Origin of the sequence: Halapricum desulfuricans, assembly GCF_017094525.1 — an archaeon.
Classification (GTDB): domain Archaea; phylum Halobacteriota; class Halobacteria; order Halobacteriales; family Haloarculaceae; genus Halapricum; species Halapricum desulfuricans.
Window position 1 is genome coordinate 232,769 of the sequence record NZ_CP064788.1, and the last position, 14,665, is coordinate 247,433.

A 14,665-nucleotide genomic window follows, 5' to 3' on the forward strand; every position below is an offset into this window, starting at 1 on the left:
GACGACTTCGATCGGCAACCGGACGTACCCGGACGCAGCGAACCCGACGACGCGCCGGGGAACGACGCGATCGACGACACGCCGACGATCTCCTGCGAGCGCTGTGGCCGATCCTGGGATCTGGCGTACGAACTCGATGAACTCGCCGTGGGCAATCAGGCGGTCCAGCAGTTCGCGCTGGACCATCACCGTCACACCGGCCACTTCCCCGACGGGATCTCGACCTGGCAGGCGAGTTGCCGACAGTGTCCGGAGACCGTCGAACGCCTCGAGGAGAGCGCCGCCAGACGCTGGGCCGAGACGCACGCTCGTCACACTCGACACAGCGTAGCGATCGAACGCGGCGAGCAAAAGGTGGACGTCGTCACCGCGCCGGAGCGGTGACTGTCACTCGGGACCGTCGCCAGCGGTCCTACTCGGGCACGTCCGGATCGTCACTTTCGGTCCGCGTCTTGTCGAGGTCTTTCTCGCCGAGGTAGATCTCCGCCCCGTCCTGGGCGACTTTTTCGGCCAGGACGGCGCATTTCACCCGCATCGGCGAGATCTCGACGCCGAGCATGTCGATGATGTCGTCGCGGTCCATCTCCCGCAGTTCCTCGATCGAGGTGCCCGGCAGTCGCTCGCTGAGCATCGAGGCCGAAGCCTGCGAGATCGCACAGCCGTCCCCGCGGAACGCGACTGCCTCGATGGTGTCTTCGTCGTCGTCGAGGACCACGTCCATCTCGATGGTGTCACCGCACATCGGGTTCTCACCGACGTGCGTGAACGTCGCATCCTCGATCTCCCCGTAGTTGCGGGGATTCTTGTAGTGATCGAGGATCTGCTGTCGGTACATGTCCGAGCCGCCGATACCCATTGTTGTCCGACTGTAAGCGTCTCCGCCGCAAAAGCGTTCCGCGGGAGACGCTGGCACGCGGTCCGACCCGCACGGGTACGGTGCGACCGTTGAGTTCCGGGAGTATCAGTCACTCGATATACTGGATGAGACGGGCCATCCCGGATTCGAGGTGATAGAGGTTGTGACAGTGGAACAGCCAGTTGCCGGGGTTGTCGGCGAGGAAGTCGAACGTCACTGTCCCCATGTGGCCGGGAACGACGACGGTGTCCTTGACTGCGTTGCCGACTTGGAAGAAGTGGCCGTGGAGGTGCATCGGGTGGACGACCGGGCTTCGATTCCGCATCGTGACCCTGACGTGTTCGCCCTCTTTGATCTGGAGGGGGTCGGCGTCCGGGTACGCCTGCCCGTCGATCAGCCACCCGGACTGGCCAGCCGAGAGCGTCAGGTTGAACGTCCGGTCCGGGCTGCCATCGAGCCCGTCGATCGGCGTGCGTGCGACCAGATCGCCGTATGAGAGTTCCCGTCCCGTGGCGGACGGCGAGACCGGCGCGGAGGTGCCCCCGTCGTACGACAGGAGCGCTCTGGCAGGCGACTCACGCCCGTTGAGAGCCGTCGCCAGCAGCTCCCACGTTCCGGGGTTGGTCGCGTCCACGACCACGTCGTAGCGCTCGCCCGCTCCGAAACGGAACGAGTCGACAGCGACCGGGTCGACCGGCCGGCCGTCGGCGTGCGTGACCGTCATCGGGTGGCCGCCCAGTCGCACACGGAAGTACGTCGCGCTGCTCGCGTTGATGAACCGAACGCGGACGCGCTGACCCTCTCGAACGTCGAGCCGCTGGGGGTCGTTCGGCGGGCGACCGTTGGCGAGTAGCGCGGCGTACGGCGGTCGCCTGTCTCCCATCATCCCGCCCATACCGGGGCCGCCACCTCCCATACCTGGACCGCGCCCGCCGCTGTCGGTCCCCTCGTAGAGTGGCTGGGGCGCTCCGTCGAGGTAGTCGTCGAGTACCACCGTGTACTCCCGGTCGTACTCGACGTGTGGGTCGGATTCTTCGACGATTAGCGGTGCAAGTAGTCCCCGGTCAAGCTGGAGTCCGACGTGGCTGTGGAAGAAGTACGTCCCGGCCGGTTCGGCACGGAACCGGTAGGTGAACGACTCGCCGGGCCCGGCCGGCTGCTGGGTGACGCCCGGGACGCCGTCCATCGGGTTCGCCACGGGCACGCCGTGCCAGTGGACTGTCGTCTCTCGGGGCAGACCGTTCGCCAGCTCGACCTCCAACACGTCGCCCTCGGGAACCCGAAGCTGGGGCCCGGGAAACCCCTCGTTGTATATCCAGGTGTCCGGAGACAGGCCGCTGGCCGCCTGTGCCGGGGCTGGCCGGACCGTCGCAGCGGTGTCTGCCGGTCCCGATGGCGGCGAGCGCGGTGTCGCAGTCGGGACGTCGCTGTCGTTCGACAGCGCTCCGATTCCCGTACAGCCCGTGAGCCCCCCGAGGCCGGCCGCGCCTAGCGCAGCCAGGAACCGTCGCCGCGTCGTCGATGACCGAGTCATCGTGCCCCGGGCGCACCGGTGTCGTTTCCGGTTTCTCCCGTGTCAGGCACGCTGTCGCGGAAAACACCTGCCGTCTCGTCCGCGCGCGCTGCACGCGAGTCGATCTCGCCTACTACCCTGTCAGACAGCCTCCGTCTCACGTCGTTCATACTCTACGGTACTCGCTGGACGCGGATGACGGTTCCGCGTATGCCGTTGACAGGCGTGTCTGTCCGCCGCTGTGCCGCTGTGGTCCCGTCGTGTGATAGTGACCGTTGTACCGATTTGCCGGTGCGACCGCACGGCGAGTGGTCAGCGTAACTTCTGGACATCTGGGAGGAACGTCTCGATCCAATCACTAGCGAAGCTGACCTGCTGACTCAACCGGTGGAATGTCTCGGTGAGGAACTCTCGAAAGTTGTCTTTGTCATCGAAGATTTCAGGAGAGATATCTCGTTTGAGGTCTTTCCAGAGCGGTTCGATTGCGTTCAATGTCGGTGAATACGGCGGAATGAAGACGAACTCGATGCCGAGTTCGTCGGCCCGTTGCTGTGTGAGTTTCGCATGGTGAGAGCCGTAGTTATCGGCCACGAGCAGAATCCGGCCCCGCGGATTCTGCTCGCGGATCTCCTCTAACGCCTCGACGATTGTCTCTTTGACTAACCGCTTTTTGAACGTAATCACACTTTGACCAGTCAGCGCGTAGAAACCGATCGACCGCCATGGAAACGTCACTAGCGGTTTTGCGATCGTGACCGTCCGATCAAACGACCAGAGTCGCTGTGAATTCTCGAACGGTTGAGGCCACGCTTCATCGAAAAAACCCCAACACGACGGGATCATCCTCCTCGGTATCGTGGTCGTCCTCGCCGAGCGCCTCAGTCAGGCGCTCGGCGAGAATCTCATCTGCGTCAGCCGGACTACGCGGATCCATCGGCCGCGGCTTGGCGTAGTTCATGCCCGCGGCACGAAGTTTCCGGCTGAGATGCGCCGGGTGGTAGGTGACATCGTAGCGGTCTTCGATTAGGGCGTGAATGGCTTGCGGTGTCCAGGGTTGATCCTCTTCGAGGATACCACAGAGTTCATCGAACTGCGTGGGAGTGAGCTTCGGCGGCCGGCCGCCGCCGAAGCGCGGGCGGAGTCCCTCTACACCGTCATCATTCCACGCGCGAGCCCATCGACGCGTCGTAGATCGGGAGATTCCGACGCGTCGGCCCGCCTGCTTGCGGGTATCGCCCTGATAGAGATTCTTGATGAAACACAGCCGCCGGACGAGACGGGTCTCGTCCGCCGACTGTGCATCTTCGATAGCCTGCTCGAGCTCTTCTTCCGACAAATGCCGCACTAACTCTCCGCGTTGGCTTGTGTTCATCGAGAGCTATACGCTTCCAGAAGAGTCAACTCTTTCGCAGACCACTCTTCGTGCGGTCGATCCGGAAGGGACGTACAACGGTCACTATGAGCGTTCGTTGCCCGGAATGGCGAGGTCGCCCCCGTCCCGTCTGCCCGTCCGCTCGTCCAACGGCGTAGTTGTGTCCCGTTTCTCCACAACTCAAACCCTTCAGGACACAACTGATCCACAGAAACGGATAGGGAAGCGTGAAATAACTCCGGGCAGACGAGAACCCCCTCTCGGAACAGTTGAGTATGTCCAATACTATTCTTTATCAGTAACTGGGGTAGCGTGAGTAAACTAAAGGGGAGTGATTACCAAGTCCCGACGAGAACCGATGAGTGAACCATCGACGATCGTCATCGGAGGCGGTGCGACCGGCGTCGGGATCGCGCGCGACCTCGCGATGCGCGGGGTCGACGTGACCCTTCTGGAGAAGGGGAATCTGACCCACGGGACATCCGGCCGGATGCACGGGATGCTCCACAGCGGTGGCCGGTACGCCGTCACCGACCAGCACAGCGCGGAAGACTGCATGACAGAGAACCGTATTCTCCGGGATATCGCTTCCCACTGCGTCGAGATGACCGGCGGGCTGTTCGTCCAGATGCCCGAGGACGACGACGAATACTTCCAGCAGAAACTGGAGGGATGTCGCGAGTGTGGCATCCCCGTCGAGGTGCTGTCCGCCGAGGAGGTCCTGGAGATGGAGCCGTATCTCTCGGAGGACCTCGAACGGGCGATACAGGTGCCCGACGGGGCGATCGACCCCTTCCGGCTCTGTGTCGCAAACGCCGTCAGCGCGGAGAACCACGGGGCACGGATCGAGACCCACTCCGAGGTGACCGACCTCCTCGTCGAGGACGGCGAGGTCGTCGGCGTCGAGGTCGAACACAAGTCAGGGGCGGGGAGTCGCGTCCACGGCGCTGCCGGCGAAACCGAGGAGATCTACGCTGACCACGTCGTCAACGCTGCGGGAGCATGGGCCGGGGAGATCGGTGCGATGGCCGACCTCGACGTCGAGGTCATCCCGGCGAAAGGCGTCATGACCATCATGAACGTCCGGCAGGTCGACATGGTGATCAACCGTTGCAAGCCGCGTGGCAACGCGGACATCATCGTCCCCCACGAAACGACGGCCATCCTCGGGACGACCGACGAGGAGGTCGAAGACCCCGAGGACTTCCCGGAGGAGAAATCGGAGGTGGACTTCCTCATCGAGGAGATGTCGAAGATGGCGCCGATCCTCGAGGACGCCCGGACCCTGCGATCGTACTGGGGCGTGCGACCGCTGTACGAACCGCCGGGGACGGGCACCGAGGAGACCGAACAGATCACGCGGAACTACTTCGTGCTCGACCACGACGATCGGGACGACACGCCCGGCCTGACGACCGTCGTCGGCGGGAAGTTCGTCACTTACCGGAAGATGGCCGAGGACTGTGCCGATCACGTCTGTGGCCGGCTGGGCGTCGACGCCGAATGCCGGACTGCCGACGAACCGCTCCCGGGCAGCGAGGACGGTGCGATACTGAGCGACGCGATGGACCGCTACGGGCTGCGATCGCCGCTGGCCCGACGCAACAAACAGCGACTCGGAAGCCGCTACGACGACGTGCTCTCGGGCGGGGATCCCAACCCCGTCGTCTGTGATTGTGAGGGCGTGACCCGTGCCGAGATCCAGGACGCGATCGAGAGCGCCGGGACTGACCTCAACTCGGTACGCCAGCAGACCCGCGCGTCGATGGGGACCTGTCAGGGCGGGACCTGTGCACACCGGCTGGCGGCCGAGCTCCACCCCGAGTACGACGAGGAGGCGGCCCGGGCCGCACTCGAAGAACTGTACCAGGAGCGCTGGAAGGGCCAGCGCCACGCCCTCTGGGGCGAGCAACTGGACCAGGCGACGCTCAACCACGCGCTGCACGCGAGCACGATGAACCGCGATCGCGACCCCACAGACGTCAGCGTCGACTTCGAGTCGTTCGACGCTGGTCGTGCCGTGGCCGACGGGGGTGACTCCGATGGCAATTGAAGACGACGTGCTGGTGATCGGCGGCGGCATCGCGGGGCTGTCGAGCGCCATCGCGGCCGCGGAGACGGGCGCACGCACGCGTCTGATCACCCACAAACAGAGTACGCTCGGGAACGCAAGCGGGCTGGTCGACGTGCTCGGCTACGCGCCGGACGACGATACGCCCCGTGCCGATCCCTACGACGCGATCGCGCAACTCCCCGCCGAGCATCCCTACAGCAAGGTCGGGGCCGACGCTGTCCGCGAGGGGCTGGCGCTGTTCGACGACGCCGTCGGGGACCGCTACCGCGGGAGCCACTCGGCGGCGAACGCGCTCGTTCCGACACACGCCGGCTCGGTCAAGCCGACGGCGCGATACCCGCGTTCGACCGCCCCGGGACTCGTCAGCGACGACCGGGACATGCTGCTTGTCGGCATCGACAGCGTCACCGGCTTCGACGCGCCGATGGCCGCCGACCATCTCTCGGCCGTCGGCGTCCCCTTCGACGTGCGCGGTGAGACCGTCCGCTTCCCCAAATCGTTCCCGCAGGACGCGGACGTGACACGCTATGCCCGCGCGCTTGACCGCGACGAGTCGGTCGACGACGGGACCGTTCGGGAAGTGCTTGCCGACCGCGTCGAGGCCGTCCTCGAAGACGAGCGCCGCGTCGGCTTCCCGGCGATGCTGGGCGACTCTCGTCACGAAGCCGTCCGGACGGAGTTACAGGACCGGCTCGGCGTCGACGTCTTCGAAGTGCCCACCGGGCCGCCGAGCCTTCCGGGACTGCGTTTGGAGGACGCCCTCTACGACGCGGCCGAGGACGCTGGCGTCCGGATCACGTCCGGCAACCCGATCGTCGACTTCGACGCCGACGGCGGCCGGGTCCAACAGGTGCTCATGGACCGGCTGGGCTCGGAGGTCGCCTACGAGGCCCAGCAGTACGTGCTGGCGACCGGCGGCCCCGTCGGCGGCGGGATCGAGTCCGACCGGGACGTCGTCGAGGAGTCGATCTTCGGTCTGCCGGTTGAGCACCCCGAGGATCGCTACGAGTGGTTCGACGACGACGTCTGGGGCGACCACGCCTACACGGAGTTCGGCGTCTCCGTCGACGACGATCTGCGCCCGGTCGCGGGCGAGGAGGTACAGTTCGAGAACCTTCGCGCCGCCGGCAATGTGATCGGCGGCTACGACTTCGCCACCGAGAAATCCGGCTGTGGCGTCTCGCTGGCCACGGGCTACGTGGCCGGCAGTGAGGCAGGTGAGTTGACATGAGCAAACAAGCAGAATCCGAGACGTTCGATCCAGTGGACCTGTTCCCGGATGCGACGGATATGGACCTCCGCCCGGGAGTCGACAAGTGTGACAAGAACGGCAACTGTGAGACGGTCTGTCCGGTCGCGGAAGTCAACGAGGACTTCCCGGGGCCGAAGTTCCAGGGGCCCGAACAGTGGCGACTCACCCGCAAGGGGGACATCGAGTTCGACGAGTCCGTCGACAAGTGTCTGAACTGCATGCGGTGTGACACCGCCTGTACGAACGACGTTCCGCTGGGGCAGATGCACAACGTCGCCCGGGCGAACTACGTCAAAAACCAGAAAAATCACGCCTCCCGGGAGTACCTCCGCAACAAGATGCTGGCCAACTACGGCACGCTGGGGAAACTCGGGAGCATGATGCCCCGGATCTCCAACGCCGTCTTCGGGCTCGGCGCGACGCGCTGGCTGAACGAGAAGCTGCTCGGCTTCCCGAGCGAGCGTTCCTTCCCCGATTTCGCAACCCAGACGTTCCGCGGCTGGTGGAGCGACCGCGGCGGCGACGCCACATCGGCCGAACGAGCCCGCGAAGCCCGCGAGGCGCGCGGCGAGACCGGCGTGGACAAGAAAATCGCGTTCTTCCACGGCTGTTACGCCAACTACCACCAGACCGAGGTCGCAAAGTCGATGGTCCGGCTCTACGAGTCGCTGGGCTACGAGATCGTCGTGCCCGAACAGAGCTGCTGTGGCACGCCGATGTTCGCGAACGGGATGCTTGACGACGCCCGTGGCGTCGCCGAGGAGAACGTCGACACCTTCGGCTCGCTCGTCGAGGACGGCTACGATCTGGTCGCGACCTGCACCTCCTGTTCGATGGCCCTGCGCAAGGAGTACCCCGAACTGTTCGACATCGACGGCGTCGAGGAGGTCGCCTCGCACATGTTCGACGCGGTCGAGTATCTGCGGGTCAACGAGGATCTCGAAGCCGAACTCGCCGGTGCCGACGTCGACTTCCCGGCGATGACCTACCACGCCCCCTGTCACGGCGAGGTCATGGGCGTTGAGGGAATCGTCACCGAACTCTTCGCGGATGTCGACGGCGTCGAACTCGACGACACGGGCGACGTCTGCTGTGGCCTGGCCGGCACGTACGGCTGGAAAGACGAGAAGTACGACGACTCGATGGAGATCGGCGCGGAGATGTTCGAGGCCTTCGAGGAGGCCCCCGGCGAGGTCGCGCTGACAGAGTGCCCGATGTGTAGCGCCCAGATCGAACACGGCACCGGCTACGAGGTCAGACACCCAATGGAACTGCTCGAGACGGCGCTGGTCGAGTCCTGACAGCGTCGCATCGACTGCCATCCGACGAGCGAAGCGCAACGGAGTTGTTGCCTGCCCCCGACCGTCCGGGCATGAAGTGGCTCCAGAGCGGCCGTCGCCGCGATCTCTGTGTCCTGCTGTACGGCGACGACGGGGTGCCCGCACAGAAACTCAAGACGGCGCTCGAACGTCGCTACGACGAGCGGATCGATCCCAAGCAGTTCTACGGCGCGCTGGAAGCGCTCGAACGACTGGGCCACGTCCGGTCCCGAACCGAGGGGCTGAGCGACGTTTACGAGCTGACTGACGCCGGACGGGAACACGTCGAGGCGTACGCCGCGTGGCTGGACGAAGAGGTCGGATGTGGCGAGAGGCGCTGATTTGCCACAGTCACGATGACGAAGCGTTTCCGAACCGCTGTCCGATAGCGAACAGTGGGGTGCCGAGGAGCGCCGTCCCGATCGATAGCAGCAGCAACATCGCCGGGGTGACGAACACGACCCCGGAGCGAGGCACGAACGGAAGCGCAGCCGCGACCGCCCCGAGCGCGGCGACAAAGGGGAAGAGGAAACGGCCCCAATGTCTCGCGGCGGCGAGAATACCGAACGGCAGGAAGACCAGCTGACCGGCGACGAGCACGAGCAGTCCGCCCGCCCGAGCACCGACGAGCAGCGCGAGTGTCCACACCGCGACTGCGGCCACAGCCATTCCCGGGACGTTCCGGTCGGTCTCCTCGTCCACGAAGTCGGCGAGCGCGGCGGCCGTGGCCGTCGAGAGCGCCTGCGGAATCAGTCCGATGCCGACTACTCCCAGGACGACCCCGACACCGTTGCCCGCCAGCGCCACGACGGCGGTGAGGCCAGCGTACAGGCCGCCGCCTGCGGCGAGCCATCGCAGGACCGTCCGCCCCTCCCCGAGCGTTGCGGGGAGACGATCACCGGCGAGCAACAGCCCGGTCGCGACGAGCGCGAGAAGTGCGGCCGGAACTGTGGCGTACGCGCGCAGTTCCGACTCGATCATCCCGAGTGCGTGCAGCCGAACCGCGCCGACAGTGACCGCCTGTGCGAGGAGACCGTCGTCGGGAGCGAACGCGACTGTCGCCTCGCGGCCGAGCGGGGAATCGAATCGTTGCCTGTCGTCGCCGGGCCTCCAGACGGCCCGGTTCCTGCTGACTGTCCCCCCTGGCGGTGCGTGGGTGATCGCCGTCCCGGACGGGCCTTCGACGGTGAGCGCGTCCGTGTTGATGTACGGTGCGCCGTGGGGCGGGTAGCGAGCGAAGCCGTCGAACAACAGCACACCGCCCGGGTATCGGTGCGTAGCGTCCGAGGCCGTGAACGTGGCCGTGACGGTGGGGTCGGCAAGCGCCACCGAGAGGTTCTCAGGGTCGTCCACGACGGTCCGGTACGAACTGTAGCTCTGACCGACGGTGCGATAGAGGAGCGTTCGGTTCCCGGCGAACCGCTCGGCGGCGTCCCGATTCAGGGTGGCGGTAGCCGTCCAGTGACTGTCCCCGTCGGCGGTGATTTCGACGGTAAGACTGCTCTCAGTGACGGTGGCGTTCACGCCGTTGTCCTCGGCCGCTCGCTCGAACTCCGGCCCGCAGATCCCACAGACCCCTTCCGGTGGCGGGGTCGTCGAACCTCCGGGGGCAAGTATCGCCACGACGAGCAATGCCGCAACGATGGCGAGGATCACGTGGCGAGTGCGCATTGTCGGAGTGTGATTTCCCGATGCACTAAATATCTATATATTTGGTATTAGACAATTCTGGCAGGGTCTCTGTTAGTTCAGAATTTTCAGACGAATTTTGCGAATGACCCGAAACCGCCCAGCAGCTCACTCCCAGAAGGATTTCGTCCGGGCGTACTCGCGTTCCCGGGCGAGGATATCCCGGTAGAAGTCGTCCTCGTCCTCCCGAAGTTTGTTGATGATCCGGGCGGCGTTATGTGGCCCGACGCCGCGGGCCGCGAGCGCGATGATCGCCCGCTTGCCGTGACTCTGGACGAGACTCGCCGCCCGGTAGGCCCGTTCGGTCTGTTTTTCCTGTTCGTCGTCCTTGTTGTCGGCCTTCACGGCCTGGACGACCTCGTCAGCCCAGGGGTTCAGCGCGGCGATCTGGGTCGACCCACAGTGGGGACACGCCGGCTGGTCGCTGACGGTCTTGACCGTCCGCCTGGATTCCCAGTCCTGACAGTGCAGACAGAACAGCAACACCTGGTCGTTCTGGATGCGCTCGCGCACGGTCTGGACGACGCTGGCGTCGGCGTTTTCGGGAGCCAGCAGTTCCTGGCCGCTCGAGCGGCCGCCCCGGCCGAGTGGGGTGCGCTCGCCGACGGTCTCGACGCTGATCGCGCCTGACTGGATCGCTTCGAGGATCTCGCTCGCTTCCTCAACGGCCAGTTCCTCGTGGAGGACTGCCCGCAGCGCCTCGTCGTAGACGGGGGTGTCCTCCAGCGCCGCGAGGAGCCGATCCCGACCGAATCGGTTGCTCCCACTGCCCCGCCACCGCTTGAGTGCCCCGAACTTCGCAGCGACCTGGGCCAGCCGGAACTTGAGTACGTCGGCGTTCTTGAGGCTGAGTTCGATGATCGCCTCCAGATGGTCGGGATCAGTTTCATTGAGCACTTCGACGACGTCCCGGGCCGCGACCCCGCCGGGCACCTCCAGCTCGATCCGGTAGGGGTCGATCTCCATGCCGACCGAGGAACCGGTCCGCTGGCCGAGCATCGACGAGACGAGTCTGCCGAGCGTCTCGTTGACGGTGTGTCCGAAGTGGGCGTTGATCACGACTTGCCGGCCCCGAAACTCCACGAGGAGCCGGTCGTCGGTCGGCAGCGCGGCCTCGTGGCGGTCCAGCGGGTCGAGCGCCTCGGCGATCGTGTGCTCGTCGGCCGGGTAGTGCCGCCGCAGGTCCCGGGCGGTCGCTTCCGGCGTCGCGCCACCCCGCAACTGCGTGCCCGTCACCTCGCGGATCTCGCCGACCTCCTGGGCGACCTCGTAGGGGACGGGGATCTCCTGGCCGACCCACGAGGGGACTTCACCGCCGGGGTCGGCGACGGGGCTGACCTGGACGCGCTCCTCGTCCTCGTCGATCTCGACGATACGCCACATCTCCCCGCGCTGGATGAAGATCTCGCCGGGCTGGGCGAAGTTGACGACGAACCGCTCGTCGAGCGTCCCGATGCGATCGCCGGAAGCGACGTCCTCGACGGTGTAGGTCGCCTCGTCGGGGATCATCGAGAGGTTCTGATAGAAGTACTGCCAGGTGCCCCGGCGCTTTTCGAGCGTATCGCGGTCCTCGTCTAGCCAGACCACGTCGTTGCCCGCGAGTTCCCGGACGACCTGCTTGAACTCGTCTTCGCCGACCTCCGCGAAGGGGTAGGCGCGAGTGAGAATCTCGTAGGCCTCCATCGCCCGGATCTCGCCGACGTCCATGACGAGGCCGGCGATCTGGTTGGCGACAGTGTCGAGGCTGCCGTGGTGGATCGCCGCGGGTTCGACCTCGCCCTCGCTCGCTCGACGGGCGATCGCCAGCGCTTCGAGCGTGTCGTCCGGGCGGGTCGTGATCACCGTCCCCGAAGAGACGACGTCTCGACGGTGGCCGGCCCGGCCGACGCGCTGGAGCAACCGCCGCACCTCGCGGGGGCTGTTGTACTGGACGACGTGATCGACGTGGCCGACGTCGATGCCCAGCTCCATCGAGGACGTACACAGTAGCGCGTCGAGGTCGCCGGACTTGAACCGGTCCTCGACGTCGATCCGGGCCTCCTTCGAGAGCGAGCCGTGGTGGACGCCGATGTCGGTGCCGAGCTTTTTGAATCGCGAGCCGAGCGCCTCGGCCGTCTGACGCGTGTTGACAAAGATCAGTGCCGAGTCGTGATCGGCGATGATCTCGTCGATCGCCCGGACGTGGCTGGCGACGTCGGCGTCGGTCATCAGTTGCCCGGCGAGTCGTTCGTCCTCGTCGGTGACTCGAGGTTGCCGGACTTCGACATCGAGGCGACTCCCGACGTCGACTTCGACGATGCGACAGCCCCGATCACCGGTGAGGAACTTGCCGACCTCCTCGGGGTCGCCGACGGTCGCCGAGAGGCCGATCCGCTGGAAGGGGCCGGCCAGTTCGCGCAGCCGCTCCAGCCCGACGGTCAGTTGCGCCCCGCGTTTCGCGGCGGCCAGTTCGTGGACCTCGTCGACGACGACATGTTCGACGTCTTCGAGTGCGCGTCGGAGCTTCTTGCCGGTGAGCATCGCCTGCAGCGTCTCGGGCGTCGTGACGAGCACGTCCGGAGGATCGTCGGCCTGCTTGCTGCGCTGGTAGTCGGTGGTGTCACCGTGACGGACGTCGACGTCGAGATCCAGCGTCTGGCCCCACCACTCGAGGCGTTCGCGCATGTCCCGGTTGAGCGCGCGCAGCGGCGTGACGTACAGCGCGCCGATCCCGAACCGGTCCTCGCCCTCGAGCGCGTCCAGCACGGGCAACATCGCCGTCTCGGTCTTGCCAGTCCCGGTCGGCGCGACGACGAGCGCGTCCCGTCCTCGTGCGATCGGTCCGATCGCGCGACGCTGTGGCTCGGTGGGCGTCCGAAAGCCACGCTCGCCCAGCGCCTCGCGGACGGCCTCACCCAGTGCGGTGAACGCGTCCCGACCGTCGACCGCTGACTCTGCCATCGGGTCCGATTGGGGCTTGAACCGATTAAGCGCCGCGGTGGCTCCCGACGGACGCATCGCCGGCAACGACTACCGGAACGCCGGGAGTTATCAAACACAATTGTTAATAATTATGTATGACGCCACAAAGTACGATACACGCTTGCCCGTCCTGTGAGAGTAGCCAGCGGGTGAAAACCGCGCACGAACAGGTACCGGGCGGCACAGACTGGCGGCACTACGAGTGTCGGGACTGTGGGTACGAATGGCGCGTCTGAGAGTCGGTCTGTCCGGTCGTCCCCGGGGCTAACAGTCCATAGCTTTCTCGTCGGTCGGGGTCCGAGTGGCGTGACATGCTCGAACTACATGCGGCCTTCCTGGCGCTCGTGGGGGGGACCGAACTCTTTTTCGCCGCGCTGGCGCTGTTGAACGTCCGGCATGGGGCCGAGACCGTCGCCGAGCGAGCGGAATGGGTCAGCGAGCGTCTCGGTGTCGCGGATACCGAACGGCTGGTGGCGTATCAGCGTGCCGGCACGGGGCTGTCGTTGCTTCGGTCGGTCGTCGGCCTGGCGGTCGTGTTGCTCATGCTCTACTCGGGGCTGTTCGGCGACGTCGTCGCCGCGCTGGAAGGAGTGGCGCTCCCGCCGGTCGCGCGCGGCGTGATCTTTTTCGCCGCACTCGTCGTCGTCGCGCGCGTCGCCAGCGCCCCGTTCTCGCTGTACGAGACGTTCGTCGTCGAGGAGCAGTTCGGATTCAACCAGCAGTCGCCGCGGCTGTGGCTCCGGGACCTCGTCGTGGGGCTGGTCGTCTCGCTCGTGCTCGTGGCGATCGTCGCCGGCGGCGTCCTGCTGACGCTCGAGCTGTTCCCTGAGTGGTGGTGGGTCGGTGCCTGGGGGCTGTTCGTCGCCTTCTCGCTGGCGATGCTGGTGATCTATCCACGAGTGATCGCGCCGCTGTTCTACGACTTCGAGCCGGTCGAGACGAGCGATCTCAGGGACGCGGTCGATGACGTCTTCGAGCGTGCCGGCTTCGACTGCGAGCAGGTGTACACCATGGACGCCTCCAGTCGCTCTTCGCACTCGAACGCGTACTTCGTGGGCTTCGGTCGGACCAAGCGAGTCGTCCTGTTCGATACGCTGATCGAGCAGATGGATCACGAGGAGATCAAAAGCGTCCTCGCACATGAACTCGCCCACTGGAAGCGAGGGCACATCTGGAAGCAACTGGCCAGTTCCGCCCTGCGAATCGGGATCGTACTGGTGATCTTCTCGGTCCTGATCGAGCAACCCTGGCTCTACGAGATGTTCGGCGTGCCGGAGACGGCCTACGCGGGGCTGGCGCTCGGGACGCTGTGGATTGAGCCGCTGGTGCGTCTCAGCGCGCCCCTGGAGAACCGACTCTCGCTACGACACGAGCGGGAGGCCGACAGTTTCGCCGTCGATGTCATGGGAAGCGGGTCGGCGCTGTCGGACGCGCTGGCGAACCTGACCAGCGAGAACCTCGCCAACCCCTTCCCCCATCCCCTCTATGCGACGTTCCACTACACTCATCCGCCGATTCCAGACCGAATTAGATATATCGAACGTCAGGGCGATAGCGGGAACGCGGACGGACACGCCGGCGAAGCGGCGGGCTGATCGGAGCGACGGACCCGGTTCGGCACCGACCCTC

The 14,665-nt window shown here is 65.7% G+C and carries 12 protein-coding genes; 6 read left to right on the plus strand and 6 right to left on the minus strand.

What is annotated here, in order from left to right; genetic code table 11:
• Nucleotides 1-69 precede the first annotated feature (69 nt).
• Nucleotides 70-384, plus strand: a complete 315-nt coding sequence (locus tag HSR122_RS01185; protein ID WP_394355549.1) for a hypothetical protein — start codon at nt 70-72, stop codon at nt 382-384.
• A gap of 28 nt (nt 385-412) precedes the next feature.
• Here the strand turns inward: HSR122_RS01185 and sufU are convergent, their stop codons facing one another.
• The 4 genes from sufU to HSR122_RS14855 form a co-directional block, all read right to left on the minus strand.
• On the minus strand, nt 413-856 hold the full coding sequence (gene sufU / locus HSR122_RS01190) for a Fe-S cluster assembly sulfur transfer protein SufU (protein WP_229110851.1): 444 nt from the start codon (nt 854-856) through the stop codon (nt 413-415).
• Between the two features lie 109 nt (nt 857-965).
• Nucleotides 966-2,390 carry a multicopper oxidase family protein gene (locus HSR122_RS01195; protein ID WP_229110853.1) on the minus strand — a complete coding sequence of 475 codons (1,425 nt, stop codon included), beginning with the start codon at nt 2,388-2,390 and terminating at the stop codon, nt 966-968.
• A 291-nt stretch (nt 2,391-2,681) separates the two neighbouring features.
• Nucleotides 2,682-3,212, minus strand: coding sequence for an IS630 family transposase (locus tag HSR122_RS14850; RefSeq protein WP_267491204.1), 531 nt, complete (start codon nt 3,210-3,212; stop codon nt 2,682-2,684).
• On the minus strand, nt 3,181-3,705 hold the full coding sequence (locus tag HSR122_RS14855) for an IS630 family transposase (protein WP_267491203.1): 525 nt from the start codon (nt 3,703-3,705) through the stop codon (nt 3,181-3,183). Before HSR122_RS14855 ends, HSR122_RS14850 begins: the two co-directional genes overlap by 32 nt.
• A 394-nt stretch (nt 3,706-4,099) precedes the next feature.
• Here HSR122_RS14855 and glpA point away from each other — a divergent pair, with 394 nt between their 5' ends.
• The 4 genes from glpA (at nt 4,100) to HSR122_RS01220 (ending at nt 8,727) form a co-directional block, all read left to right on the plus strand.
• Nucleotides 4,100-5,794: an anaerobic glycerol-3-phosphate dehydrogenase subunit GlpA gene (gene glpA / locus HSR122_RS01205; RefSeq protein ID WP_229110854.1), complete on the plus strand. Its 1,695-nt coding sequence runs from the start codon at nt 4,100-4,102 to the stop codon at nt 5,792-5,794.
• Nucleotides 5,784-7,046 (plus strand): glycerol-3-phosphate dehydrogenase subunit GlpB, encoded by a 1,263-nt coding sequence (gene glpB, locus HSR122_RS01210; protein ID WP_229110856.1) that lies wholly within the window; start codon nt 5,784-5,786, stop codon nt 7,044-7,046. Before glpA ends, glpB begins: the two co-directional genes overlap by 11 nt.
• Complete coding sequence (locus HSR122_RS01215; protein ID WP_229110858.1) at nt 7,043-8,368, plus strand: anaerobic glycerol-3-phosphate dehydrogenase subunit C; 1,326 nt, start codon at nt 7,043-7,045, stop codon at nt 8,366-8,368. Before glpB ends, HSR122_RS01215 begins: the two co-directional genes overlap by 4 nt.
• A 71-nt stretch (nt 8,369-8,439) precedes the next feature.
• On the plus strand, nt 8,440-8,727 hold the full coding sequence (locus tag HSR122_RS01220; RefSeq protein WP_229110859.1) for a PadR family transcriptional regulator: 288 nt from the start codon (nt 8,440-8,442) through the stop codon (nt 8,725-8,727).
• 10 nt (nt 8,728-8,737) lie between these two features.
• Here the strand turns inward: HSR122_RS01220 and HSR122_RS01225 are convergent, their stop codons facing one another.
• Together HSR122_RS01225 and HSR122_RS01230 are read right to left on the minus strand one after the other, a co-directional pair.
• Nucleotides 8,738-10,057 carry a hypothetical protein gene (locus tag HSR122_RS01225; RefSeq protein ID WP_229110860.1) on the minus strand — a complete coding sequence of 440 codons (1,320 nt, stop codon included), beginning with the start codon at nt 10,055-10,057 and terminating at the stop codon, nt 8,738-8,740.
• Nucleotides 10,058-10,183: 126 nt separating this feature from the next.
• A complete protein-coding gene (locus HSR122_RS01230) occupies nt 10,184-13,015 on the minus strand; it encodes a DEAD/DEAH box helicase (RefSeq protein ID WP_229110861.1) in 2,832 nt (943 codons plus the stop codon).
• 332 nt (nt 13,016-13,347) lie between these two features.
• Between HSR122_RS01230 and HSR122_RS01235 the strand changes: the two genes are divergently transcribed.
• Entirely contained in the window at nt 13,348-14,631 is a 1,284-nt protein-coding gene (locus HSR122_RS01235) for a M48 family metallopeptidase (protein WP_229110863.1), read from the plus strand.
• Nucleotides 14,632-14,665: the final 34 nt, after the last annotated feature.

What these genes read in the sequence shown, in the direction of transcription:
- sufU (WP_229110851.1), bottom strand. Translation starts at nt 856, where the DNA reads ATGGGTATCGGCGGCTCGGACATGTACCGACAGCAGATCCTCGATCAC.
- HSR122_RS01195 (WP_229110853.1), bottom strand. Translation starts at nt 2,390, where the DNA reads ATGACTCGGTCATCGACGACGCGGCGACGGTTCCTGGCTGCGCTAGGC.
- HSR122_RS14850 (WP_267491204.1), bottom strand. Translation starts at nt 3,212, where the DNA reads ATGATCCCGTCGTGTTGGGGTTTTTTCGATGAAGCGTGGCCTCAACCG.
- glpA (WP_229110854.1), top strand. Translation starts at nt 4,100, where the DNA reads ATGAGTGAACCATCGACGATCGTCATCGGAGGCGGTGCGACCGGCGTC.
- glpB (WP_229110856.1), top strand. Translation starts at nt 5,784, where the DNA reads ATGGCAATTGAAGACGACGTGCTGGTGATCGGCGGCGGCATCGCGGGG.
- HSR122_RS01215 (WP_229110858.1), top strand. Translation starts at nt 7,043, where the DNA reads ATGAGCAAACAAGCAGAATCCGAGACGTTCGATCCAGTGGACCTGTTC.
- HSR122_RS01220 (WP_229110859.1), top strand. Translation starts at nt 8,440, where the DNA reads ATGAAGTGGCTCCAGAGCGGCCGTCGCCGCGATCTCTGTGTCCTGCTG.
- HSR122_RS01225 (WP_229110860.1), bottom strand. Translation starts at nt 10,057, where the DNA reads ATGCGCACTCGCCACGTGATCCTCGCCATCGTTGCGGCATTGCTCGTC.
- HSR122_RS01230 (WP_229110861.1), bottom strand. Translation starts at nt 13,015, where the DNA reads ATGGCAGAGTCAGCGGTCGACGGTCGGGACGCGTTCACCGCACTGGGT.
- HSR122_RS01235 (WP_229110863.1), top strand. Translation starts at nt 13,348, where the DNA reads ATGCTCGAACTACATGCGGCCTTCCTGGCGCTCGTGGGGGGGACCGAA.